This is a genomic window from Emticicia soli, from assembly GCF_037860775.1.
GTDB classification, from domain to species: Bacteria; Bacteroidota; Bacteroidia; order Cytophagales; family Spirosomataceae; genus Emticicia; species Emticicia soli.
Map to the genome: position 1 here is coordinate 236,353 of NZ_JBBEWC010000004.1, position 23,207 is coordinate 259,559.

Genomic DNA, 23,207 nt, shown 5'->3' on the forward strand with positions numbered 1-23,207 from the left:
TTAAAAATTGTAAGTAACAGCTACCGCAGGAATGATGTTTCCGAACACTGATAAGCGATAAGAACGCATGGCATTATTGTAACGCACAAAATAGATAGAATACGGATTCCGACGCCCATAGATATTATATAACGAAAGCGATACCGTTGTGTATCTTTTTTGGTCAGGCGTTTTACGGGTATCTTTCAGTAGAGAGGCATCCAGACGATGATAGTCGAAAATGCGGTCTAAATTGCGTGACGAATAATCGATTACGGTTTTACCCAAGAGCCTGTAAGTGCGGTCGGGGTAAGTAGCAGGGCGGCCAGAGGCATAGACAAAGTTTGAAGAGAAGGTCCAGCCATTACCCAGAAAATGCTGAATAGATAGTGCCAGGTTATGCGGTTTATCAAAAGTTGACGGAAACCAATCACCACGGTTAATTTGTTCGCTCGCATAATCAGACTCAACTCTTGCCAGTGTTCTTGAATAAGTATATGAAATACTACCTTTCAGGCGACCTTTGTTCTTCTGAATACTCCCCTCAATGCCATAAGCCTTACCGATGGCACTTACCAACTCGGTTTCGATGTTAGGATTGAAATACAGCCTTGCGCCGTTTTTGTATTCTACCAGATTCTGAATATCTTTATAATAGGCTTCTATTGAAGTTTCGTAGGTATTGTCTTTAAAGTTTTTGAAGATACCTATTGATAACTGGTCGGCAATTTGTGGTGGAATGTGCGTATCTGACACCTTCCAAAAATCGACCGGAGAAATGGCTGTTGTATTAGAAATAAGATGCAGGTATTGCCGCATACGGTTATAACTCAACTTAATGGCCGAGTTTTTGGTAATAGCAAAACGCAACGATAAACGAGGTTCAATGCCTCCGTACTGCTTAATAGTCTGGTTTTTGTTGTATGAAATACTATCTGTAATGCTCTGATTGGTTCTTGATTCTCCCTCAGCATAGGCAAAAACAGTTTTTGGCCCCCGGTTCTGAAAGATAGAATAACGAGCGCCTACCTGCATACTTATTTTTGAAGTAATAGACCAGTCAATATTAATATAAGGAGAAATTTCACGGGCAAATTCTTGGGGTAAATTCAAGGTAATAATACTTGAGGTGCTTACATCGGGCTTTAAGTCACCGGGATTAATCTTATAATCAATTGCATTGATACCTACTTCGGTCTTTATCTGTTCTTTTGGTGTGTACAAAGCAAAGGCACGGAGTTCGTTATGCCTGATTCTTGAGTTTAAAGTAAACTCATAGTCTTTTCTATAACCTTGCGTACCAAAATCGTAGTTAGAATAAATTCCCTGAAAATTAAGTGTCAGACTCTTGCTGATAAGGCTGCTGTATTGCAGACTCAGGTTTTGTGTTTTAGCATAATAAAGGGTATCATCAGCAAACTTGAAATTGTCGAAACTTCTATAACTGTTTAAAGTAAGTATATTTTTAGCATTGAGTTTGTATTGTACTTTTCCGTTAAGGTCATAAAAAAAAGCTTTGCTTTTATCGGTGGGCGACGGAAACTGGTTAATCATGAAATTAGGGTAGGCTATCCGCCCTGCCACCATGAAAGTAACTTTATCTTTCAGAATTGGCCCTTCAAGCACAACTTTGCTTGTAATAAGCCCTACCCCTACCGAGCCCGTTAGTTTTTCGGCATTACCGCTTTTGGTATTCATTTCCAGAAGCGATGATAACCGCCCACCATATTGCGCCGGAATACCCCCCTTATACAAAGTTACGCCTGATAAAGCATCTGAATTGATGCTACTCAGAAAACCCAACAGGTGCGAGGTATTATAAATAGGCATGCCATCAAGCAAAACCAGATTCTGGTCTACACGGCCCCCTCTTACATTAAAACCGCCCGCGCCCTCGCCTACAGTTGTGATACCGGGCTGTAGCGTAAGGGCTTTAATAATATCGGTCTCACCAAACACAACTGGAATCTTTTTGAGGTTTTTCATTTCAAGCTTTACTACACCCATTTGTGTTTCTTTTATGTTCCGGTCTTCTCTGGTAGTTTTTACTTCTACCTCGGCCAGTTCATCAACACGCTGGTTTAGTTTGATATCTCTCGAAATATTCTGATTCAGGTTAATGTTAAAAGTCTCTACCCGATACCCCAAAGCTCGCACCGTAACCACATACCCTGATTTTGGTAAATAGATACTGAATTTCCCGCTACTGTCAGTTAGTGTCCCACGGGTAATGCCCGAGAAAAAAACACCCACACCTGGTATAACTTGCCCATTAGAAGCGTCAGTAACAGTACCCGAAAAAGAAAATCTACTCTGAGAAATAGCAGTAAATGCCAATAGAAGAAGAAGCCCACCGAGTAGCGCTGTTCTCATAGGTTTGGTTGATAGTAATGATTTTATAGGTAAAGTATTATTCCAAAAGTACAAATAATTCTCCCTTAAACAAACTTTAGATGTTGTATGTCGACAATCTTCATAAAAGCTTTGATGATGCCCTATTTTGATTGGACTAATCTCTTTTTGAAAAAATAATATAAAAAATATTTGCGCAACCGAAAAGTTGCACATACATTTGCAACCAATCAGTTGCATTTATAGAATACCAATATGAGAAGAGACGTATTTCAGGCAATAGCCGACCCAACCCGCCGGGAGATTATCAGTGTTGTAGCCAAGCAATCACTGAATCTTAATTCGGTTGCCGAAACTTTTGACATAAGTCGGCAGGCGGTTTCAAAACATATCAAAATACTAACCGAGTGTGGGCTGATTGTCATCAGAAAACAAGGTCGGGAGAATTACTGTGAGGCACGTTTAGAAAAACTAAGCGAAGTATCAAACTGGGTAGAGCAATACCGTCAGGTTTGGGAGCATAAGTTTGATAAGCTTGATAATTTACTGCTAAAACTACAGCAGAATAACGAAGAAAAACAAACTTAGCAGCATTGATAAAGGCTGATATTTTCATGTGCGGTAAATAGCATTTTATAGCATATCCAATCACAATTTAAATCGACAATATTTATGAAAAGTAAGAATGAAACCAAAATCGTCAGCGAATCCGGCTCACAAGAAATCATTATCACGCGTGAATTTGAAGCACCAAGAGAATTGGTATTTAAAGCCTACACCGAGCCTGAATTGGTAAAACAATGGCTCGGCCCCAAAGGCTACGAAATGCACATTGATAAATATGATGCCAAAAGCGGAGGCGAATACAGATATATACACACCGCCGAAGGCGAAGAATATGCATTCAGAGGTGTTTTTCATGAGGTAAGTGCGCCTGAAACAATTATTCAAACCTTTGAATTTGAAGGCGCCAAAGGCCATGTTTCATTAGAAACAGCCACGTTCGAAGCCCTGCCCGACAATAGAACCAGAGTAACCGGCTCATCTGTTTTCCAATCAATTGCCGACCGTGACATGATGCTTCGCTCGGGTATGGAAATTGGCGTAAGAGAAGGCTACGAACGCCTCGACGAAATACTTGAAAAAGGCTTAGTGAAGTAAGCGCGCAAATGCGCATATATAATTTGTAAACGTAGAGGCGTAGAGCGCCAATCAAAAAAGCCTGATGGTTTTTTAATTATTTTTAGAAAATAACTACCTTTGGCGTCCAAATACTATATATGACATTATCGTAGACGCCTCTACGTTGAAACAGATTTAAACTTACACATCATGGCATACGGATTACTTAAAGGTAAAAAAGGAATTATTTCAGGAGCACTAGATGAAAAATCGATTGCCTGGAAAGTAGCACTAAAAGCAAAAGAAGAAGGTGCTTCTATCGTTTTAACAAATGCGCCTATCGCAATGCGTATGGGTGAAATTAAGAAATTAGCCGAAGCCTGTGAAGCAGAGATTATTCCGGCAGATGCAACAGTAGTAGAAGAAGTTGAAAACCTTTACAACAAATCGATGGAGGTTTTTGGCGGAAAAGTAGATTTCGTATTGCACTCTATCGGTATGTCGCCTAATATCCGTAAAGGCAAAGCTTATGGCGATTTGAATTACGATTGGTTTTTGAAAAGTGTAGATGTATCTGCGCTATCTTTTCATAAATTCTTACAAGTAGCCGAAAAATTAGATGCTATCAACGAGTGGGGTTCAGTAGTAGCATTAAGCTATATGGCCGCACAACGTACGTTTCCGTTCTATACCGATATGGCCGAAGCCAAAGCAATGTTAGAGTCAATTGCTCGTAGCTACGGTTACCGTTATGGTAAACTAAAAAATGTACGTGTGAATACCGTTTCTCAGTCGCCTACTAAAACTACAGCAGGTACAGGTATCGGTGGTTTTGATAAATTCTATGATTTTGCCGATAAAATCGCTCCACTAGGAAACGCCTCAGCTGATGCTTGCGCAGACTACGTAATCACACTTTTCTCAGACCTTACCAAAATGGTAACTATGCAGAACTTGTTCCACGATGGTGGTTTTGTAAATACCGGTATTTCGGAAGATATAATGAATCTATTAGGCGAATAAGCTTAGCTTAAGCCTCTATATAAAGCCTCCTGCTTTTGAGATTTCTCAATAAGTAGGAGGCTTTTTTATCCTTTATTGATTTCAAGATAAAAAAAGAGGTGCTCAAGCAAGCACCTCTTTCACATTTTCCAAACAGATATATATTATTACAATTTATTTGCTTTATACACTTTCACTAAGCCATCGTTTTCGCTGCTTACTACAAGCAAGCTTTGTTGCAATGGGCTTTTTGATGCAGGGATAAACAACACACCTTCTGGCGCATCGCCTGTTGGCAATACTTTCACAAATACCGGCGCTGTTGGGTTAGTTACATCATAAATAGCTACGGCGTCAACTCTTTCTAAGCCTACATAAGCAATTACTTTGTTACCTACCCTACCTATAGTAACGGCCTCAGGCTCTACGGATTTATCATCGCTTCTGGTATCATCGTATAGATTAGCGGCCTTAATTTTCACGTCCAGTTCATTTTTACTATCGTAAACCAACTGGCCTGTTTGTCCGTTCCATACCGAAAACGATCTTGCACCTAAGCTATATAATGCATCATAGTCGCCGTCGCCATCAGTATCGCCCAAAGTAGTTGTTACGTTCAATCTACCCATTTGTGCATCTGCCTGCAAAGCTGCCGCATTCGGGAAAGCCGTTGGGTCTAGTTTCAACTCTTTTACACGTTTTACTTCTGCAAAAGCATCATATTCACGGGCATCACCTTCGTTGGCTGTAAATAAATACGGCACGCCGTTGTGTCTCATAAAAGCAATAGCATCTGGCATATAAGTACCAAACACTTTCCAGCTTGCAAAAGCGCCTACTGCATTGTCTCTGTCGCTGATGTCAATCTGGTTTCCGGCTACATTATAATCTTTAAACCCAAGCGGGCTGATTTTCGTGATTGTACCCGCAGCAATGTTGATTTCAGCAATCGCATTGTTTTCTTGTAGGGTTACCCAAGCCGTTTTTGAATCGTCAGAAACCGTGATATATTCCGGCTCAATGTCTTTTACAAAATCTTTACCCGGACCAAAAATTCTGAATCCTTTAGAAGTCAGGTCAGCCAATTGGCTGCTGAACGCTGCGAAATTAACTGTTTTTACTGCGTAGTTATTTGCTGCATCAATAATAGAAACCGAACCTTCCGGATCGTTGGTGTAGCTACCGTTTGGCTCGCCTTCGTTGGCACTTAATATATATTTGCCATCAGGGCTATAAGTAACCATGTCAGGTAAAGCACCTACTGTTATCACTTTTTCTTCGGCATAAGTAGCGGCATTAAATACTACCACTTTTCCAGGAGCCTGTTTGTCGGTCGACTCAATAGCAGCGGCAACTTTTCCTTCGTAAGCAGCCACACTATTTACATAACCGCCATACGGCGCCATACTGATAGAATGGATAACTGAAATGCTGGCAGGATTAGCAAAGTCAATCACATCAATTTTATTAGTTGCACTATTGTTTACAGCAAATAATTTTTTGGTTTGCGCATCGTAAGTAGTGATTTCGGCAGCGCCTGCGCCTCCTAAATTAAGTGAAGCAATTTCCTGATAAGAGGCCACATCTTCATTTACCGTAAATTCTAAAGCCGGAACTTCCTCTTTGTTACACGCTACTACGGCTATTGTAATAGCACAAGCTAATAAAATTGTTTTTTTCATAAAGGTTCTTTTAGTTTGGGCGCAAAAGTAGAGTTCCAACATTATCTCATTATTAATGAAAAATGAAGAAATCATAAATGAATAGTATATGCAGGCGCTTTTGCGGTAGTAAAATGTTGTTGCCTTACTAATCTTGCTTCTGCTTATAAGCATCTACTTTTTTGCTATTCTTATCTATGATTAGCTGATTCTTGGCCTATTCTATTACAGATGATATAAAAATTACCTATTTTTAAGCTTTAATTCGTAGTTCGGCGTATGAGATTCTCTCATTTCTTAACCCATAATCATTCATAAACTAAACACTTCATAAAACATGAAAAAAGTCGTAGCACTTTTACTACTCAGTAATGCTTGTGTATTTGCCCAGAAAAAAGATTTTGATGAAAAAGACTTAAAGGCAGGGCGTGCGCCACAAAACTTCTTACAAACCTTACCCCTTGTACAATGGGCCGATGGCGATAAATTATCAGTTGTGCAAAGAACAGGCGAGACCAAAAATTTTGTATTAGACCTTAAATCAGGTGTTTTGGCAGAAGGAGCAGCCCAAATATCTTCAAAAATACCGCAACCAAAGAAATCGGTTTCAGTACGCAACGGCGATATTTTTCTGAAAGATGGTAGCGAAGAAAAACAACTAACCAACGATAAAGCCGAAGAGAAAAACCCGACTTTCTCGCCTGATAGTAATTTTATTGCTTATACAAAAGACAATAACCTGTACACTTTCAATTTAAAGACCAACAAAGAAATACAACATACTACCGATGGCACTAAAACCACACTAAATGGCTATGCTACTTGGGTATATTGGGAAGAAATCTTTGGCCGTCCGACTCGTTTCAGAGCTTTCTGGTGGAGTCCTGATAGCAAGAAGTTGGCCTTTATGCGTTTTGATGAAAGCAAGATACAGATGTTCCCACTATACAACAGCGAAGGGCAACATGGGTTTATTGAAGAAACCCGCTATCCAAAAAGCGGTGACCCAAACCCGGAAGCTAAAATAGGCTTTGTATCGCCGGAAGGTGGAAAAGTTACATGGGCTGATTTCAACGAGAAAGAAGAACAATATTTTGGCTGGCCTGAGTGGTTGTTTGATGGCAGCGGCTTGATGATACAATGGATTAACCGTGGTAACGATAACCTGAAACTATATAACGTATCGCCTGCGAATGGCAGCAAAAAAGAAGTTTATGCCGAAACACAAAAAGCATGGATTGACATTGACGACGCTGATAATCGTTTGACTTTGCTAGAAAACAACAAAGAAATGATTATTCTGAGCGATAAAAGCGGCTGGAAACAATTGTATCTGTACGGGGTTGATGGCAAGTTTAAGAATAATATCACCAATGGTAAATTCACTATTAAATCGGTAGAAGGCATTGACCAGAAAAACAGAGTGGTTTATTTCCATGCCCGTGGACTTGAAAATTCGGCTCGTTTTGACTTCTACAGAGTAGATTTTGATGGTAAAAACATGAAACGCCTAACTTTTGGAGACTTCAACCACCGTCAGATTCAGCTTTCGCCAGATTACAAGTATTTCATTACTACATATTCAAACATCACTACGCCTACGCAAATGGCAGTAGTTGATAATACCGGAAAAATAATCAAAGATTTAGGCACAGTAAAAGGTGCTGAAATGCCAAATTACAACATGGCTAAATCAGAATTGCTAAGAGTGAAAAGTGATGATGGCTTGTTTGATTTACCAATGACTATCACCTACCCTGAAAACATGGTGGCTGGTAAAAAATATCCTGTATTAATCAGCATTTACGGCGGCCCTGATGCCGGAACAGTTTATGACCAATGGAACTGGACACCTCGTAGCCAATGGTATGCTAAAGAGGGCTTGATTCAGGTATCGCTTGACCACCGTGCCAGTGGACACTTTGGAAAAGAAGGTGTAGCTTATATGCACCGTAACCTGGGTTATTGGGAAATGAAAGATTACATTACGCTTGTAAAATCGTTGATTGACAAAGGCATTGCCGACCCAAGCAAAATATGTATTACAGGCTTTAGTTATGGCGGTTACATGAGTTGTTATGCCCTTACTTATGGTGCCGATGTGTTTACACATGGCATGGCGGGTGGTAGTGTAACTGACTGGTCGCTGTATGATAGTGCTTATACCGAGCGCTTCATGGATACTCCAGCTGAAAACCCAGAGGGATACAAAAGTAGTAGCGTAATGACCCATGTTGATAAATACAAAGGTATGCTACAAATAGTACACGGTACTATGGACGACAACGTGCACATGCAAAACAGTATTCAGTTAATAAGTAAACTGGAAGACCAGAAAAAAGATTTTGAATTTATGCTTTATCCGGGCGGAAGACACGGCTGGGGAGGTAACAAAGGTATGCATTTCGATAACCTTAAAACTAAGTTTATCTATAAATATCTATTAGAAAAACCTGTACCTGCAGGGCTTCTAAAATAGTCTTAAGTAAAAAAATTAAGTAGCCAATAGTACTTTTAAAAAGCTATTGGCTATTTTTATGAAATACCTATTCAATCGATAAAAAAAACTTTATTCTTTTATGAAAAACGCGCTTGCGGTACTAGCCTTCTTTGTTTCTATTTCTATTCATTCTAAAGCCCAAACCCGTAGCTTATTTAACTTCAAAAATTTTGATGGCTGGCATATAGATGTGCCTGCTATGGATAATAACCCTGATGCCAAAAACCCATTTATTCTACGCAATGGCATGTTGGTAAGCCTTGCCGACCCACAAGGGCACATTATCACCGATTCGGTTTATGAAAACTACCGTTTAGAAGTCGAGTATCGTTTTGCTGGCAAACCCGGCAACTGTGGCGTGTTAGTTCATGCTTCAACGCCGAGAGTGTTATACGATATGTTTCCGAAAGCTATTGAGGCGCAGTTGATGCACAAAAACGCTGGGGATTTCTGGTGTATCGGCGAAGACATAAGCGTGCCTGACATGGAAAAAAGACGAGGCCCAAAAAAGAATTGGGGAAGCGTAGATGGCAAAGAACGTAGAATTGTGAACCTAACTGATAAATCAGAAAAACCGGTAGGCGAATGGAACACCATGCGAGTGGAATGCCTCGGCGACCAGATAAAAGTATGGGTAAACGGCGATTTGGTGAATCATGGCTTTAACTGTACCGTAAGCAAAGGACAGATTGCCCTGCAAGCCGAAGGCTCAGAAGTTGAGTTTCGTAGAGTAGATTTTACACCTATTACTAAATTATCGAATTAAGACATTGTGTTTCTTTATTAGAAATCATTCAAACAAAACCATCTATGAAAGCCCTTTTGTGTAAAAACTTCGGTAAGCCCGACACTCTGGTTTTAGAAGAATTGGCCCCACTTAAAGCCGAAGCAGGCAAAGTGGTAATTACCATAAAAGCCTGTAGTGCTAACTTCCCTGATACATTGATTATCCAGAACCTTTATCAATTCAAGCCAGAATTGCCTTTCTCTCCAGGTGGCGAGGTATCAGGTATTGTAAAAGAAGTAGGCGAAGGCGTAAAGCACGTAAAACCGGGCGACAAAGTTTTTGCCATGACAGGCTGGGGCGGCATGGCTGAGGAAGTACTGGTAGATGCACGCAGGGTTTTCCCGATGTTACCTGCAATGGATTTTGTTACGGCGGCTTCGGTTATGTACAACTATGGCACTTCATACCATGCCCTGAAAGACCGAGCCGAGCTAAAAGCAGGTGAAACACTATTGGTTTTAGGCGCAGCCGGAGGCGTTGGCCTAGCAGCCGTTGAATTAGGTAAACTGATGGGCGCAAAAGTAATAGCTGCGGCATCGACTGACGAAAAACTGGCTATTTGCAAAGAAAAAGGTACTGATTTTACGATTAATTATAGTTCGGAAGATTTAAGAGAAAAAATTAAATCATATACCGAAGGCAAAGGCGTAGATGTAATTTATGATGCCGTAGGTGATAAATATGCCGAGCCTGCGCTACGCTCAATAGCTTGGAAAGGACGCTATTTGGTAGTGGGTTTTGCAGCAGGCGAAATCCCGAAAATACCTTTGAATCTGGCATTACTGAAAGGATGTGCCATTATGGGCGTATTCTGGGGGCAATTTGCTGAGAAAGAATCTGCTAAAAATTTCCAGAATATACAGGAATTGGCAGGGTATTTTATGAAAGGCAAACTTCGCCCACATATACACAAACTTTATCCACTAGAGCAGGCAGCCGATGCCATAGCCGACTTGATGAACAGAAAAGTAGTTGGCAAAGCCGTAGTAGTAATGAGCGACGACGTGAAAATGCCGACTTATGAAGCGCCACAAGAAGTTGTTAAGGTACAAGAAGAAAAGCCCGCAGAAATACAAAAAGAAGGCAACACGATTATCTTTAAAAATATTGCTGAGCTGAAAGATTTCAAAGGTAAAGAATTGGGTACATCAAGCTGGCAAACACTCTCACAGGAAATGGTTAACGATTTTGCCAAAGCAACTTTCGACGACCAGTGGATTCATGTGAATGAAGAAATGGCAAAGCAGTTTTCACCTTTTGGTACAACCATTGCACACGGTTTTCTCTCTTTAGCACTATCACCTAAGTTTATGTACGAGTTGTTTAAGGTAGAATCAGCAAAGATGGGGCTTAACTATGGCACTAACAGAGTACGCTTTATTTCTCCTGTGCCAACAGGCAGTAGGGTACGTATGAAAGCAACCTTGAAAGAGGTAGAAGATTTACAACCAGCTGGCGTAAAACTAACTATTGAAGCTGTTTTTGAGCTAGATGGTTCATCAAAACCTGCTTGTGTAGCTGAGTTGTTGAGTGTGATTTATGAGTAAGAGATAAGGTTTCGTAAAATTATATTACTTGAATGCTATGACAGAAGAAAAAAGTCATAAAAACACAACAAAAGTATTAGTTTTTTTTGCTTTTTTTTCCTCATATTCTTTTTCCTATATTTAAAGCAGGAAATGGGAATAAGTAGGAAGCTTAATGAATGTAGTTTTTTTACAATTATGACACCTATTCGAATGCCAAATAGCCACAGGGTGTATTTTTCTTATTATTACAAAAATGTACAATATGAGGGCAGTTCTAATGTTGGAGCCGAAGACCTTGGGTTCTATAGCATCAATGAAATTTTAAGTAATCGCTATTGGGTACAGGTTAATTGTAAAGATTTTAATATCAAGCGTGTAAGGTGGGAATACACAGTTCCTGACACTTTACAATTCGTTCCGGCTAATGGTTGGAATACAATCCCTTACGACTTAGAAAAGATAACGAAATAGAATAAAAAATGCTCTTACTTGAAAAATAAGAGCATTTTTTACTTTTAATCTCTAAAGATGTTCGAACTATGCCTCTAGATAAGGTAAAACCAAAAACTTACCTACCAATCGCCACACGCTTCAACACAGTATCTATTACCTGACGGGTTGTGATTCCATCAGCTTCTGCTTCGTAGTTTAAGATAATTCTGTGGTTAAATACATCGTGTACTAATGCCTTAATGTCTTCGGGCAGTACATAATCTCTTTCATCAAAATAGGCCAATGCTTTAGCGGCATTATAGAGTGAAAGTCCCGCACGTGGAGAAACACCGAACTGAATGTAACGAGCTTCATCTTTCAAACCATATTCTGCCGGGCGACGAGTAGAGAAAATCAATTCAATAATATAACGCTCCAACATTTCAGAAATCGTAATTCTATTGATTTCTTCTTTTATGGCGGCAATCTCTTCTCTATCTAAAATCGGTTTTGGTACATAATTAAAGTTCAGATTAGCCATTTTACGCACCATCTCCAATTCAGAGTTTTTATCGAGATAATCAACAAAAACTTTCATCATAAAACGGTCAACCTGTGCTTCGGGTAGCGGATATGTTCCCTCTTGCTCTACCGGGTTTTGCGTAGCCATTACCAGAAAAGGGCGGTCTAATGGATATGTTTCGTCTCCGATTGTCACCTGTTTTTCGGCCATTGCCTCAAGCAATGCTGACTGTACTTTTGCAGGGGCACGGTTTACCTCATCGGCTAATATCAAGTTAGAAAATATAGGCCCTTTTTTTACTTCAAAATCGCCTGATTTCTGGTTATATATCATCGTACCCACCAAGTCAGAAGGTAAAAGGTCAGGCGTAAATTGTAAGCGGTTAAAACCTAAGTCTAATACCTTAGCTAGGGTATTAATTGTTTTGGTTTTGGCTAGTCCGGGAACACCCTCAAGTAAAATGTGGCCACCTGTAAACAGCCCAATCAACAAACGATTAATTAATCGTTCTTGCCCAATCACTACTTTACTTGTCTCAGAAAATACTTCTCTTATTTTTTTGTGTAAAATTCTCGAACCTTCCATTTGTATAAGATTATTAGCAAAATCGATGGATTAATGAACAATAAGATACCTTGATTTTATAGAAACGTATATTTCTAAAATCGAATAAATTACTTAATTCTAATAATTCTGGTGTAAAAAGTGTGAATATAGGAAAAACCATTAAAAACCCTTAATCCTTTTTCATCTTTTTACTGAATGCAGCCTGAACAAATCTATTTTTATTATGAATATCCTGAATAACTGATGCCTCAGCAAAACCTGCATCAATAAATACCTGCGCTGTCTCAGGCCCTAAATGCTCGTTGATTTCTACCACTACTACCCCATCTTTTTTCAATGTCTGAAAAGCAAAACGAGCAATAGCTTCATAAAAAATCAAAGGCTCGGTATCTTCTACAAAAAGTGCCAGATGTGGCTCAAAATCAAGCACATTGTTACGCATCTGTTGTGCCTCTTGCTTGGTTACATAAGGTGGGTTACTCGCAATTATATCAAATTTAAGCGTGTCTTCAACATCGGCCGTGAGATACTGCAAAATATCCACTTTTTCAAAAACTACGTCAGCTTTATTGATAGCTGCGTTTTTCTGTGCCGTAGCCAGTGCTTTGTCCGAAATATCATAGGCCCATACCTGCGCATGACTCAATTCTTTTGCTAACGATACAGCTATACAGCCGCTACCTGTGCCAATATCAAGTACTTTTTTCTGTGCGCTCTGTTTGCCTGTTTCTTTTTCCCATTTACTTACCCACGCTACCAACTCTTCGGTTTCAGGTCTGGGAATCAATACCGACTCATTAACTAGAAATTTTCTGCCATAAAAAAATGTTTCTCCTAAAATATACTGAATCGGCTCATGGCTATTTAATCGGCTCACGATAGCCCCCCAATCAATATTTCGGGTATTAGTAATAGGCTTATTTGCCAGAATATCTATTTTTTTAAGATTTAGCTCATGCTCAAGCAACCAAAAAACAATTTCTTTTGCTTCCTGTGTTTCATACACCGTAATTTGGTGTAGCAATTCATCGAAGAGTTGTTTACTGGTTATGGTATCTTTCAATATATATATTATGTAATTCATCGCAAAATTATCGACTAATTTGCTGAATCACTAATCTCAGGGCTTAACAATGGAAGAAAAATACATGCAAAGGGCTTTGGAACTGGCTGAAATAGGCCGAGGAAAAGTAAGCCCAAACCCAATGGTAGGCTGTGTAATTGTACACGATGGCCAGATAATCGGCGAAGGCTGGCACCAGATATATGGTAGCTGGCACGCAGAAGTGAACGCCGTAAATTCGGTAAAAGACAAATCAAAACTCCCCGAATCAACGGTATATGTTACGCTTGAACCCTGTGCGCATTTTGGAAAAACACCTCCCTGCGCCGACTTGCTTGTGCAACATCAGGTAAAAAAAGTTGTCATTTGTAACGATGACCCTTTTCCGCTGGTAGCAGGCAAAGGCATCGAAAAACTAAAAAATGCAGGCATTGAGGTTGAAAGGGGACTATTAGCTGATAAAGGACGTGCCTTAAATGCTCGATTCTTTACCTATGTAGAACAACAACGGCCTTATGTGATATTGAAATGGGCTGAAACTGCCGATGGATTTATTACCTCAGAAAATTATGCACCAGTAAAGATAAGTAACGAACTGTCGCATAAACTAGCCCACAAATGGCGTAGTGAAGAAGACGCTATAATGGTGGGCACTAATACAGCCCGTTATGATAACCCAAAACTCAATGTACGCCAATGGCAAGGAGCAAGAAACCCTGTGCGTATAGTTGTAGACCGACAATTACGATTAGAACAATCGCTACATTTGTTTGACAACACGCAAGAAACCTTAATATTGAACGAAATAAGCGAGCAATCGGAAGACAAAAACACATATATAAAAGTATCGTTCGGCGACACATTTATCAGCAATGTGATGAACGAATTGTTTAAAAGGAAAATACAATCGGTGTATGTTGAAGGCGGCACAGCCTTGCTACAAAGCTTTATTGATGCGCAGGGTTTTGATGAAATCAGGGTTTTTCGTAGTGCCAAACAACTTTATAAAGGTATTGCTGCGCCAACATTACCCAAGAACGTTGATATAGTAGAAAAACAAAACTTGTTAGGCGATGAACTAAGTATTTATAAACATCGCTAAATTTGCATAATTACCTTTCTACCCTAAGAGGTAATCATCTTTCACCAAAAATACTCCAATATAAGGGTAAGGAGTCGTTGATTCATGAAAATTGCCATTATAGGTTGCGGAAATATGGGTATGGCCTTTGCCCGTTCGTTTTTGCAATATGACCTAGTAAAAAAAGAAGACCTATTATTAATAGAAAAAAGTCAGGAGCGTAGCGAAACACTCAAAAGTGCTAAAGAAGGCATTGTAGTAAGTACAATTAACGCCCAGATTGCCGACTACGAACTCATTATCCTTTCGGTAAAACCGCAGGATTTTTTGGCCATGAAAGAAGAATTAAGCACGTTTATCCAGCCTCAGCAGGTTGTGCTTTCTATCATGGCGGGAATTCCGATGAGCAAGATACAAGAAACCCTTAACCATAAACTGGTTGTGAGAGCAATGCCAAACACACCTGCTATGTTGGGTATGGGTATCACAGGCTTTACAGCTTCGCCAGAAGTTGATGCCCCTAAACTACGTAAAGTTGAAAACCTGATTAATGCTACAGGTCGCTCGGTATATTTGGAAGACGAAAGCATGATTGATGCCGTAACGGCCTTGAGTGGCAGCGGCCCGGCTTATTTCTATTATCTGGTAAAACACATGGTAGAAGCAGGTAAAAAAATGGGGTTTGATGAAGGCATGGCGAGCTTACTGGTAAAACAAACCATGCTAGGCTCTTATCACCTCATTAATAATGCAGAAAAAAGTCTCGACGATTTAATAAAAGCAGTAGCTTCTAAAGGCGGAACTACCGAAGCAGCCCTGCGTACATTTGAAGAAAATAATTTACCCGAGGGATTAATTAATGGTATTCTGGCGGCCGAACAAAGGGCGAAAGAATTATCTAAATAATTGTTAAAAACATACCACTATAAAATTTATTTGAATTATTTTATGTTAATAATGTGACTCTCAGTAAAATGAGAATGACATTTTAGGCTTAAGGTATCAAACTATTTACCATTAAATTTAGTATATTTATCTTAAGAATTAGATTCAATTATAAACAACGTGTTTTAAAAGTGGAAGAAAACAAAATACAAAATAGTAAGGCCACTGTACGAACACCTATCATAGTGGGTACTACCCTTGCTTTGGGAATTCTGATAGGTGCAACATTTTTTGGAGGTCGTCGTCCGGCTGGTGATGTATCTCGTAGCACAAATAAATTCAGGGAGGTTCTGAGCTATATAAACAGAAGTTATGTTGATAGCGTAAATACAGATAGTCTGGTCGATTATTCAATCACTAAAATGCTTGAAAAATTAGACCCTCATACCTATTATTTCCCTCCACAAGATGCAGAACTGGCACGTTCACAGCTCGAAAGTGGCTTCGACGGTATTGGTATTGAATTTAACGTATTTAATGATACCGTTTATGTCGTAACTCCACTAGCCGGAGGTCCTTCTGAGGCTGTAGGCATCCAAAGTGGTGATGCTATCATCAAAGCAAACAACAATAGCCTGACCGGTAAAGAGGCCAGCAGTACCAATATATTTGCTAATCTGCGAGGCAAGCGTGGCTCAGAAGCCAAGTTGGAAATTAAACGGAAAGGCTTTAAGGATTTATTGAAGTTCTCGGTTATTCGTGATAAAATACCTCAGTATTCGATAGATGCCGCCTACATAATGGACGACAAAAAAACCGGATACCTGAAAATCAATCGCTTTACCGAAACTACCTACGAAGAGTTTAAAGAGCACATGAAGGCTTTGCAAAAACAAGGCATGAAACAACTCTTATTAGATTTACGTGGGAATCCGGGTGGATATATGGACAGAGCCACTGACCTTGTAGATGAATTGGTAGCAGGTAAAGGGGTAATTGTTTATACTGATGGAAAAGACGTTAGAAACAACAGAAAAACAACAGCCCATATCGACGGCATGTTCGAAAAAGGAGCCGTTGTAGTGTTGATAGATGAAGGTAGTGCATCGGCGTCAGAGATTGTGTCTGGCGCACTGCAAGATTATGACAGAGCCCTGATTGTAGGCCGCAGAAGTTTTGGTAAAGGCTTGGTTCAACAACCGATTCAGTTATCTGATGGCTCGGAGCTGCGCCTTACTATTTCTCGTTATTATATACCGAGTGGCAGAAGTATTCAGAAACCTTATGAAAAAGGACATTTGGATACTTATGAACACGAACTGGACGACAGAGGGAAATCAGGGGAGTATTTTATAGCCGATAGTATCAAAAATAACCCTAAGATGCGCTTCAAGACTATGGGCGGCCGAACAGTTTATGGTGGCGGCGGTGTTACGCCTGATATATTTGTGCCACGTGATACAAGCCATATTACCAAGTATCTGATGGAACTGTATGGCCGTAATATCATTCGTGAGTACGCCATGAGTTATGCCAACGAAAACCGTAAGACTTTGTCAAAACAATCATTTGAAAGTTATCTGAAAGGTTTTACTGTAAGTGAGACTATGATTAACGACATGAATCGTTTATTGAATCAGACTGGGGCAAAATATGACGCAAAAGAAGTGACTGACTCTAAAGCATTTGTAAAATCTCAACTAAAAGCAGCTATTGCTCGCCATATCTGGCAACGTAGTGTAAAAAATGGTCTGAATAACGAGTATTATCAGATTGTTTATAGCGATGACCCGATGATTGAAACAGCCTTAAGTAGCTTTTCAAAGGCAGAAAAATTAGAGAAAGAAAAGAAGTTTTAATGACAGAATAATGAAGAATAGGGAGCGTTGCTCCCTATTCTGTTTATAGTGCCTCAGCATTCTCCTGATACAATACCTGTACCACCGTTTGCCCGACTGCTTTCAGTGTGTTTTTATCAATGATACTCATATTGTCTCCGTGTGTATGGTGATATGCCCCAAAAGTGCGATTACTGTTTAGCTCTTGGTGCAAAATATCAATCATCGGAATTTTAGCTACTGTATTTACATACACATGGTCATCGGTAATACCGCTTCCTTCTTGCTGAATAAAATATTGACCATATCCTAGGCGGCCTGCAATATTCCATATCTGATTATTAATGCTTCCGGCAAACTGAACCGATTGGCCCTCTTTCGGAAAAGTAGCACCTTTTGCACCTACCATATCGAGCAAAATCCCAAAATAGGCAGAATAATTAGGTTTGTGCAGGTTATTGGCCCAGTATTGCGAACCCAAGCACCAATAATCTTTGCCTTGCGAGGGTTGCATATCATCTTTTTCGCCCCAATCTTCGGCATCAAAGAAAATAATATCTACACCAATGTTTAGTTTCTGCGGGTTTGTATGAATAGTACGGGCTACTTCAAGCAATACACCTACCCCACTGGCACCATCGTTGGCAGCATCAATAGCTTGGTCTTTTCTCACAGAGTCTTTATCGGCAAATGGGCGTGAATCCCAATGGGCTGCAAGCAAAATTCGTTTAGTAGCTGTCGGATTATACGTTCCGATAATATTACGTGCGTTTAGCACCTTGCCATCAAAAGTTACAGGTTTAAAAGCCTGTTCTATTACTTCAAAACCATATTCTTTTAGCTTTTTCACCATCCAGTCTCCACCTTTTACATGGGCAGGTGTATTAGGTACACGTGGACCAAATTTTACCTGCGCATCAACAAAAGTATAGGCTGAGTCGGCATTAAAGGCCGGAGCACTGACCAATTTTACCTCTTCTGCCTCTGTTTTACTGCCCGAACTCTGGTTTTGTTTGCACGAAACAATAGAGGCAAACAAAAACGCTAAAATTGTTAAGCGAACATAGGGGAAATGTCTATTTTGAATTGTCTGCTTTTTAAACAAGTTCATCATAATATATTTTAATTAAAAGAAAATAACTCCATGATTTTATCATGAAAAACGCATAATTATCATCAAAACCGTTAATCAGCCACAAAGGTATTCATTTTCGATTGAGCTATTAAAAGAAAATTAATTTGCGTCTTAACCGTTTTAAGAATATACTTGTAAGTAACTGACTATAAATAACTTAAACACAAGCACCGCAAATTACTCTTTTGTTTTATTCTAAAACAACGCTCCGGTGTAGAATGTATTTCAGTATGCACTTTTTTTGCTTAGTTTTGCAGCTTAAAATACATTCAATATGACTATTGCAGAAGCACAACAAGAAGTAGATAACTGGATAAAGACAATCGGTGTAAGGTATTTCAATGAGCTTACCAATATGGCTATGCTGACCGAAGAAGTTGGCGAAGTAGCCCGTATTATTGCACGCCGATATGGCGAACAATCAGAGAAAGAATCGGATAAACAAAAAGACCTGGGCGACGAAATGGCCGATGTACTATTTGTACTGATATGCCTGGCCAACCAAACTAATATAGACCTCACAGAGGCACTTCGCAAAAACCTTGAGAAGAAAACAAAAAGAGATAAATTGCGACATCAAAACAACGAAAAACTAACCAATATGTAATATGTTCACGATACTTTCCCAAGCATTTAACCGAACTGCCCGCAACTGGAAAATGGTTCTGACAGTTTTTATAGTAAATATATCTTTTGGATTAATTTTAGCTGCACCTCTTTACAACGTACTGCAATCAGAAGCCCAAAGTTCTTTAGAATTCAACAAACTTATTTCGGGTTTCGATTTAACTGTTATTATTGATTTTTTAAGTAAAAGCGGCAAATCGCTTCCACCTTTCTGGCTTTTGGGTTTTGCACTCTCAGTTATTTATCTGGTGCTGAACATCTTTTTTGCGGGTGGTATTCTTTCTCAGTTTGCCTTAAGAGGCACTTTCAGGCTAAACGAGTTTTTCAGAAACTGTACCCACTATTTCGGCAAATTCCTTGTAGTATTCCTGATAGAGCTCGTTGCGCTTTTAGGGGTTTGTATTATTTCGTTTATACTTCTTGGTATCTCTCTAATAGCATCTGATGGCAGCACCGAACCTGTGCAAATGGCATGGCTTACCCCTTCTCTATTGATTTCGGGCTTTATGTTTACAGTAGTGCTTAATGTTGGCAATTATGCAAAAGTAATTTTATTTAAAAACTTCTCGCTAAACGCTTGGCTAGGTTTCTGGAAAGCAACTAACTATATTTTTCACAATTTCAAAACCATGCGTATCTATTGGGCTATTCTGGTAGTAGCTGTTATATTGGTTTTGTTCTATCTGTTTCTCGAATCTGCTATTGGGCTTAGTTCGGCATTCAAGATTTTTGTCATGTTTTTTGTTCAACAAGCCTTTATCTTCGGCCGTGTTTTTCTAAAAATGTGGATGCTGAGCGGTGCCTTCGATTACCTTTCGCTCAAGCCTATTCCGCTTGCACCATCGCCTTTTTCAGCAGCCACTCAAGCAAAAGAATTATCAGACGATTCGGAAAACAAACTTTCTGATTAAAGAAAGTGTTATTTCCTAAAGAATATTACAGTGCCATTTTTAGCCATTAAGCCAACAATGGTACTTTTTTTATTATAAACAAATGGAAGAAGAACTAATCATAAACAGAGTAAGCAAAAGTGGTTTGGTTTCTCTGGACTTAGAAGACTTTTATCACCAAGGTGAAAGAGTAGTGTACGATATAAAAGATAATCTCTATATGGGTCTGATTCTACGTGAAAAAGATTTCAGAGAGTTTCTGAAAACGCACGACTGGAGCTACTATGCCAATAAAAACGTAGCTATTACCTGTACCGAAGAGGCTATTATACCAACTTGGGCCTATATGTTGCTTGCTATACAACTAGAAACCTATGCCAATATGGTTGTATTCGGCACATTAGAAGACCTCGAACGAAAACTATACGATGATGCCATAGCCCGTATTAATTTCAACGATTACATAGGTGCCAAAGTAGTAGTAAAAGGATGTAGCAAAGTAGAAGTACCTATCTCTGCATACGTTGAAATCACCCGCCGATTGAAGCCTTTTGCACAAAGCATTATGTTTGGCGAGCCTTGCAGCACTGTGCCTTTGTACAAAAAACCTAAAGATAAAATTTAAGTACTGCTTAGTAATTTTAAAGGTTTAGCCCATCGACCTGCATTTTTTTCGTAAATTGCGCCCCGTTTTAATCCAGGGTCGTTAATGACCGCTGTTTTAGATTCTACGACTTAAAAATTGTCTATAAAAATTATGTCTGTTCGTGTAAGATTTGCTCCTAGTCCGACAGGCCCACTTCATATTGGTGGGGTTCGTACGGCTTTGTATAATTATTTATTTGCTCAAAAAATGGGTGGTAAAATGTTGCTTCGTGTTGAAGACACAGACCAGACCCGCTTTGTACCCGGAGCAGAAGAATACATTCTTGAAGCCCTAAACTGGTTAGGAATTAAAATAGATGAAGGACAAGGCGTAGGAGGCCCAGATTCTCCTTATCGCCAGTCAGAGCGAAAAGACATCTATCGCCGCTATGCTGACCAATTACTTGAAGCCGGAAAAGCCTACTATGCTTTTGATACTGCCGAAGAATTGGAAGATATGCGCAAGAAACTTGAAGATGCAAAGATAGATAACCCTTCTTACAATGCGGTTACCAGAATGCAGATGAAAAACTCGCTGACGCTATCGAAAGAAGAGGTAGCTGAAAGAATTGCAAACGGTGACCCTCATGTAATACGCCTGAAAGTACCATTGAAAGAAGAAATTCGGTTCAAAGATATTATCCGTGACTGGGTTGTGGTGCATTCATCAACTATCGACGATAAAGTGCTATTGAAGTCAGATGGTATGCCTACTTATCACTTGGCTAATATCGTTGACGACCACCTGATGGGTATCACACACGTGATTCGTGGAGAAGAGTGGTTGCCATCGGCTCCTTTACATATCTTGTTGTATAGAGCCTTTGGTTGGAAAGCACCTGAATTTGCCCATTTACCTTTATTGCTAAAACCAGAAGGTAACGGAAAACTTAGCAAACGTGATGGTTTATTAGGCAATTTCCCGGTGTTCCCACTGCAATGGACAGACCCTGAAAGTGGCGACCAAGCAAGAGGTTTCCGTGAAGACGGATATTTCCCGGAAGCTTTGGTTAACTTCCTGGCATTTTTAGGCTGGAATCCAGGTACTGAACAAGAGATTTTCTCTATGAGCGAGTTGGTTGAATCATTCAGCTTAGATAAAATACATAAGGCAGGTGCCCGATTTATGGTTGATAAAGCCAAATGGTTTAATCAGCATTATCTGAAACAGAAATCAGACGAAGAACTAGCTTCACTTATTCAGCTTCCGGCTTCTGCATCGCCTGTTATTGCGCCTAAATTGGTACAGTTAATGAAAGACCGTGTTACGTTCCCGCAAGAAATTGTAAGCGAAGTACCTTTCATTTTTGAAGCACCCGCTACCTACGACGAAGAGATAGTAAAAACAAAATGGAATGATGATGCTCGCAAAGCCCTGAGAGCTATTAAAGAGGCTATTGAGGGTATGAGTACCGATAACTTTGTAGCGCAGAATATCCACGATACTATCTTTCCGGCATTAGAGGCGGCAGGGTTTAAACCCGGCAAAGTAATGCAGGCTTTCCGCTTATCTATTACTGGTGTTGGCAAAGGCCCGGACCTGATGCTTACATTGGAGATTCTAGGCAAAGAAGAAGTAATTGCAAGAATAACAAAAGCTACAGAAGTGTTAGCGTAAATAAGGACTTTCTTCCTCGTGTGTTTCTCGGCTAAGCAAAGCTATGACCAGAAACGCACGAGATGCTACTGCTGTGATTCTGACAACTGCTAGATCATACTCATAAGGCGACACACAAAGCCGCAAAAAATTTGCTCCGCTCGATATTATCAAGACTCCCATCGCTAAAGATATATAGAACTTGCTCTTTTCAGGAAAAGGCACAAATGCCGATAGCATAGAAATATACATCATCTGTAACAGATAAAAAGCAAATAAAACTATCGGTATCAACTGATTAGTTGGTAACACTACAAAAAAGAAAAATAATACCGGAAACACGATATAGGGAACTAATACTTTAAGAAAAGTATTTCTCTGATTAGAAAAATTGATTTTTGCGCCCTCGCGTAGCCATATAAAGGCAATGAGTTGCTGAGCGGTCATTAACAAAACTATTTCGAGTATTTTTGTAGATATTGAGTTCCAAAGGTAGGCAGCAACAGGCGAAAATATAGGTATAATACAAGACCAAATAAAGAGTTTATCCGTTAAATTGATAGCTGCTTCGCGTTTTCGTTCTGAATAATACCAATAAGCCAGATACGAGTAAACCAGTAGCCGGGCAGGAAAGGCAGCAACTCGATTAAAGTTTTGAAAAAGACTTATTTCAAGTATCAGAAGAATAATTGTCACAAAAATTTTTATCATAATAGGTATCGTAAAGGTTACACAAGCAAAATAAGTTTATATATCTTTGGCCAGTTTTAATGGCTTATTAAATTTATAAAACCATGGCAAAAAAGAAATCAGACGATAAAGCGCAAACCGAAAACCCTCGTGTGCATAAAGATTTGAATGGATTTGATATTAAAATAAACTCTTTTGGCGAGATACAAATGAGTTTTGAAATAGATAAAATCAACAGCTTCTTAAACAATACAGTTGACGACAAAAAACTTCGCAACCGTAAAAAAGATGATGAAAAATAA

Annotated in this window: 21 protein-coding genes; 15 read left to right on the forward strand and 6 right to left on the reverse strand. The window is 39.5% G+C overall.

Annotated elements, in window-relative coordinates; genetic code table 11:
* Positions 1-2,352: a TonB-dependent receptor gene (locus WAE64_RS06785; protein ID WP_340235496.1), complete on the reverse strand. Its 2,352-nt coding sequence runs from the start codon at positions 2,350-2,352 to the stop codon at positions 1-3.
* Between the two features lie 234 nt (positions 2,353-2,586).
* Here WAE64_RS06785 and WAE64_RS06790 point away from each other — a divergent pair, with 234 nt between their 5' ends.
* The 3 genes from WAE64_RS06790 to WAE64_RS06800 all read left to right on the forward strand — a co-directional run bounded on the left by WAE64_RS06790 (position 2,587) and on the right by WAE64_RS06800 (position 4,476).
* Positions 2,587-2,919: an ArsR/SmtB family transcription factor gene (locus WAE64_RS06790; protein WP_340235497.1), complete on the forward strand. Its 333-nt coding sequence runs from the start codon at positions 2,587-2,589 to the stop codon at positions 2,917-2,919.
* A gap of 84 nt (positions 2,920-3,003) precedes the next feature.
* Positions 3,004-3,492 (forward strand): SRPBCC family protein, encoded by a 489-nt coding sequence (locus WAE64_RS06795; RefSeq protein WP_340235498.1) that lies wholly within the window; start codon positions 3,004-3,006, stop codon positions 3,490-3,492.
* Between the two features lie 171 nt (positions 3,493-3,663).
* A complete protein-coding gene (locus WAE64_RS06800) occupies positions 3,664-4,476 on the forward strand; it encodes an enoyl-ACP reductase FabI (RefSeq protein WP_340235499.1) in 813 nt (270 codons plus the stop codon).
* 146 nt (positions 4,477-4,622) lie between these two features.
* On the opposite strand, the gene WAE64_RS06805 is transcribed toward WAE64_RS06800, so the two are convergent.
* Entirely contained in the window at positions 4,623-6,137 is a 1,515-nt protein-coding gene (locus tag WAE64_RS06805; protein WP_340235500.1) for a choice-of-anchor I family protein, read from the reverse strand.
* Positions 6,138-6,453: 316 nt separating this feature from the next.
* On the opposite strand from WAE64_RS06805, the gene WAE64_RS06810 reads away from it, so the two are divergent.
* From WAE64_RS06810 to WAE64_RS06825, 4 genes are all read left to right on the forward strand, one after another.
* Positions 6,454-8,595, forward strand: a complete 2,142-nt coding sequence (locus tag WAE64_RS06810; protein WP_340235501.1) for a S9 family peptidase — start codon at positions 6,454-6,456, stop codon at positions 8,593-8,595.
* Between the two features lie 100 nt (positions 8,596-8,695).
* A complete protein-coding gene (locus WAE64_RS06815) occupies positions 8,696-9,382 on the forward strand; it encodes a 3-keto-disaccharide hydrolase (RefSeq protein WP_340235502.1) in 687 nt (228 codons plus the stop codon).
* Positions 9,383-9,426: 44 nt separating this feature from the next.
* Positions 9,427-10,950, forward strand: a complete 1,524-nt coding sequence (locus tag WAE64_RS06820; protein ID WP_340235503.1) for a zinc-binding dehydrogenase — start codon at positions 9,427-9,429, stop codon at positions 10,948-10,950.
* Between the two features lie 177 nt (positions 10,951-11,127).
* On the forward strand, positions 11,128-11,403 hold the full coding sequence (locus WAE64_RS06825; RefSeq protein WP_340235504.1) for a hypothetical protein: 276 nt from the start codon (positions 11,128-11,130) through the stop codon (positions 11,401-11,403).
* Positions 11,404-11,500: 97 nt separating this feature from the next.
* Here the strand turns inward: WAE64_RS06825 and WAE64_RS06830 are convergent, their stop codons facing one another.
* Positions 11,501-12,472, reverse strand: coding sequence for an AAA family ATPase (locus WAE64_RS06830; RefSeq protein ID WP_340235505.1), 972 nt, complete (start codon positions 12,470-12,472; stop codon positions 11,501-11,503).
* A 151-nt stretch (positions 12,473-12,623) separates the two neighbouring features.
* Positions 12,624-13,538, reverse strand: a complete 915-nt coding sequence (gene prmC / locus WAE64_RS06835; protein ID WP_340235506.1) for a peptide chain release factor N(5)-glutamine methyltransferase — start codon at positions 13,536-13,538, stop codon at positions 12,624-12,626.
* A 49-nt stretch (positions 13,539-13,587) separates the two neighbouring features.
* On the opposite strand from prmC, the gene ribD reads away from it, so the two are divergent.
* From ribD to WAE64_RS06850, 3 genes are all read left to right on the forward strand, one after another.
* Positions 13,588-14,619, forward strand: coding sequence for a bifunctional diaminohydroxyphosphoribosylaminopyrimidine deaminase/5-amino-6-(5-phosphoribosylamino)uracil reductase RibD (ribD, locus tag WAE64_RS06840; protein WP_340235507.1), 1,032 nt, complete (start codon positions 13,588-13,590; stop codon positions 14,617-14,619).
* Between the two features lie 84 nt (positions 14,620-14,703).
* The gene (gene proC, locus WAE64_RS06845; RefSeq protein WP_340235508.1) at positions 14,704-15,504 is read left to right on the forward strand and encodes a pyrroline-5-carboxylate reductase; all 801 of its coding nucleotides are present in this window, start codon (positions 14,704-14,706) and stop codon (positions 15,502-15,504) included.
* Positions 15,505-15,674: 170 nt separating this feature from the next.
* Positions 15,675-17,342, forward strand: coding sequence for a S41 family peptidase (locus tag WAE64_RS06850; RefSeq protein ID WP_340235509.1), 1,668 nt, complete (start codon positions 15,675-15,677; stop codon positions 17,340-17,342).
* 43 nt (positions 17,343-17,385) lie between these two features.
* On the opposite strand, the gene WAE64_RS06855 is transcribed toward WAE64_RS06850, so the two are convergent.
* Positions 17,386-18,435: a M28 family peptidase gene (locus WAE64_RS06855; protein WP_340235510.1), complete on the reverse strand. Its 1,050-nt coding sequence runs from the start codon at positions 18,433-18,435 to the stop codon at positions 17,386-17,388.
* A 295-nt stretch (positions 18,436-18,730) separates the two neighbouring features.
* Between WAE64_RS06855 and WAE64_RS06860 the strand changes: the two genes are divergently transcribed.
* The 4 genes from WAE64_RS06860 (at position 18,731) to gltX (ending at position 22,236) form a co-directional block, all read left to right on the forward strand.
* A complete protein-coding gene (locus WAE64_RS06860; RefSeq protein ID WP_340235511.1) occupies positions 18,731-19,063 on the forward strand; it encodes a nucleotide pyrophosphohydrolase in 333 nt (110 codons plus the stop codon).
* A 1-nt stretch (position 19,064) separates the two neighbouring features.
* On the forward strand, positions 19,065-19,994 hold the full coding sequence (locus WAE64_RS06865; RefSeq protein WP_340235512.1) for a hypothetical protein: 930 nt from the start codon (positions 19,065-19,067) through the stop codon (positions 19,992-19,994).
* 82 nt (positions 19,995-20,076) lie between these two features.
* Positions 20,077-20,598 (forward strand): DUF2480 family protein, encoded by a 522-nt coding sequence (locus WAE64_RS06870; RefSeq protein ID WP_340235513.1) that lies wholly within the window; start codon positions 20,077-20,079, stop codon positions 20,596-20,598.
* A 132-nt stretch (positions 20,599-20,730) separates the two neighbouring features.
* Complete coding sequence (gene gltX, locus WAE64_RS06875; protein ID WP_340235514.1) at positions 20,731-22,236, forward strand: glutamate--tRNA ligase; 1,506 nt, start codon at positions 20,731-20,733, stop codon at positions 22,234-22,236.
* Here the strand turns inward: gltX and WAE64_RS06880 are convergent.
* Entirely contained in the window at positions 22,228-22,926 is a 699-nt protein-coding gene (locus WAE64_RS06880; protein WP_340235516.1) for a hypothetical protein, read from the reverse strand. The genes gltX and WAE64_RS06880 overlap by 9 nt on opposite strands.
* A gap of 83 nt (positions 22,927-23,009) precedes the next feature.
* On the opposite strand from WAE64_RS06880, the gene WAE64_RS06885 reads away from it, so the two are divergent.
* On the forward strand, positions 23,010-23,207 hold the full coding sequence (locus tag WAE64_RS06885) for a hypothetical protein (protein WP_340235517.1): 198 nt from the start codon (positions 23,010-23,012) through the stop codon (positions 23,205-23,207).

Coding starts and splice junctions, on each gene's coding strand:
- WAE64_RS06800 (WP_340235499.1), top strand. CDS start 3,664: ATGGCATACGGATTACTTAAAGGTAAAAAAGGAATTATTTCAGGAGCA.
- WAE64_RS06865 (WP_340235512.1), top strand. CDS start 19,065: ATGTTCACGATACTTTCCCAAGCATTTAACCGAACTGCCCGCAACTGG.
- WAE64_RS06830 (WP_340235505.1), bottom strand. CDS start 12,472: ATGGAAGGTTCGAGAATTTTACACAAAAAAATAAGAGAAGTATTTTCT.
- WAE64_RS06795 (WP_340235498.1), top strand. CDS start 3,004: ATGAAAAGTAAGAATGAAACCAAAATCGTCAGCGAATCCGGCTCACAA.
- WAE64_RS06815 (WP_340235502.1), top strand. CDS start 8,696: ATGAAAAACGCGCTTGCGGTACTAGCCTTCTTTGTTTCTATTTCTATT.
- WAE64_RS06805 (WP_340235500.1), bottom strand. CDS start 6,137: ATGAAAAAAACAATTTTATTAGCTTGTGCTATTACAATAGCCGTAGTA.
- WAE64_RS06790 (WP_340235497.1), top strand. CDS start 2,587: ATGAGAAGAGACGTATTTCAGGCAATAGCCGACCCAACCCGCCGGGAG.
- WAE64_RS06820 (WP_340235503.1), top strand. CDS start 9,427: ATGAAAGCCCTTTTGTGTAAAAACTTCGGTAAGCCCGACACTCTGGTT.
- gltX (WP_340235514.1), top strand. CDS start 20,731: ATGTCTGTTCGTGTAAGATTTGCTCCTAGTCCGACAGGCCCACTTCAT.
- proC (WP_340235508.1), top strand. CDS start 14,704: ATGAAAATTGCCATTATAGGTTGCGGAAATATGGGTATGGCCTTTGCC.
- WAE64_RS06860 (WP_340235511.1), top strand. CDS start 18,731: ATGACTATTGCAGAAGCACAACAAGAAGTAGATAACTGGATAAAGACA.
- WAE64_RS06785 (WP_340235496.1), bottom strand. CDS start 2,352: ATGAGAACAGCGCTACTCGGTGGGCTTCTTCTTCTATTGGCATTTACT.
- ribD (WP_340235507.1), top strand. CDS start 13,588: ATGGAAGAAAAATACATGCAAAGGGCTTTGGAACTGGCTGAAATAGGC.
- WAE64_RS06855 (WP_340235510.1), bottom strand. CDS start 18,435: ATGATGAACTTGTTTAAAAAGCAGACAATTCAAAATAGACATTTCCCC.
- prmC (WP_340235506.1), bottom strand. CDS start 13,538: ATGAATTACATAATATATATATTGAAAGATACCATAACCAGTAAACAA.
- WAE64_RS06810 (WP_340235501.1), top strand. CDS start 6,454: ATGAAAAAAGTCGTAGCACTTTTACTACTCAGTAATGCTTGTGTATTT.
- WAE64_RS06885 (WP_340235517.1), top strand. CDS start 23,010: ATGGCAAAAAAGAAATCAGACGATAAAGCGCAAACCGAAAACCCTCGT.
- WAE64_RS06825 (WP_340235504.1), top strand. CDS start 11,128: ATGACACCTATTCGAATGCCAAATAGCCACAGGGTGTATTTTTCTTAT.
- WAE64_RS06880 (WP_340235516.1), bottom strand. CDS start 22,926: ATGATAAAAATTTTTGTGACAATTATTCTTCTGATACTTGAAATAAGT.
- WAE64_RS06870 (WP_340235513.1), top strand. CDS start 20,077: ATGGAAGAAGAACTAATCATAAACAGAGTAAGCAAAAGTGGTTTGGTT.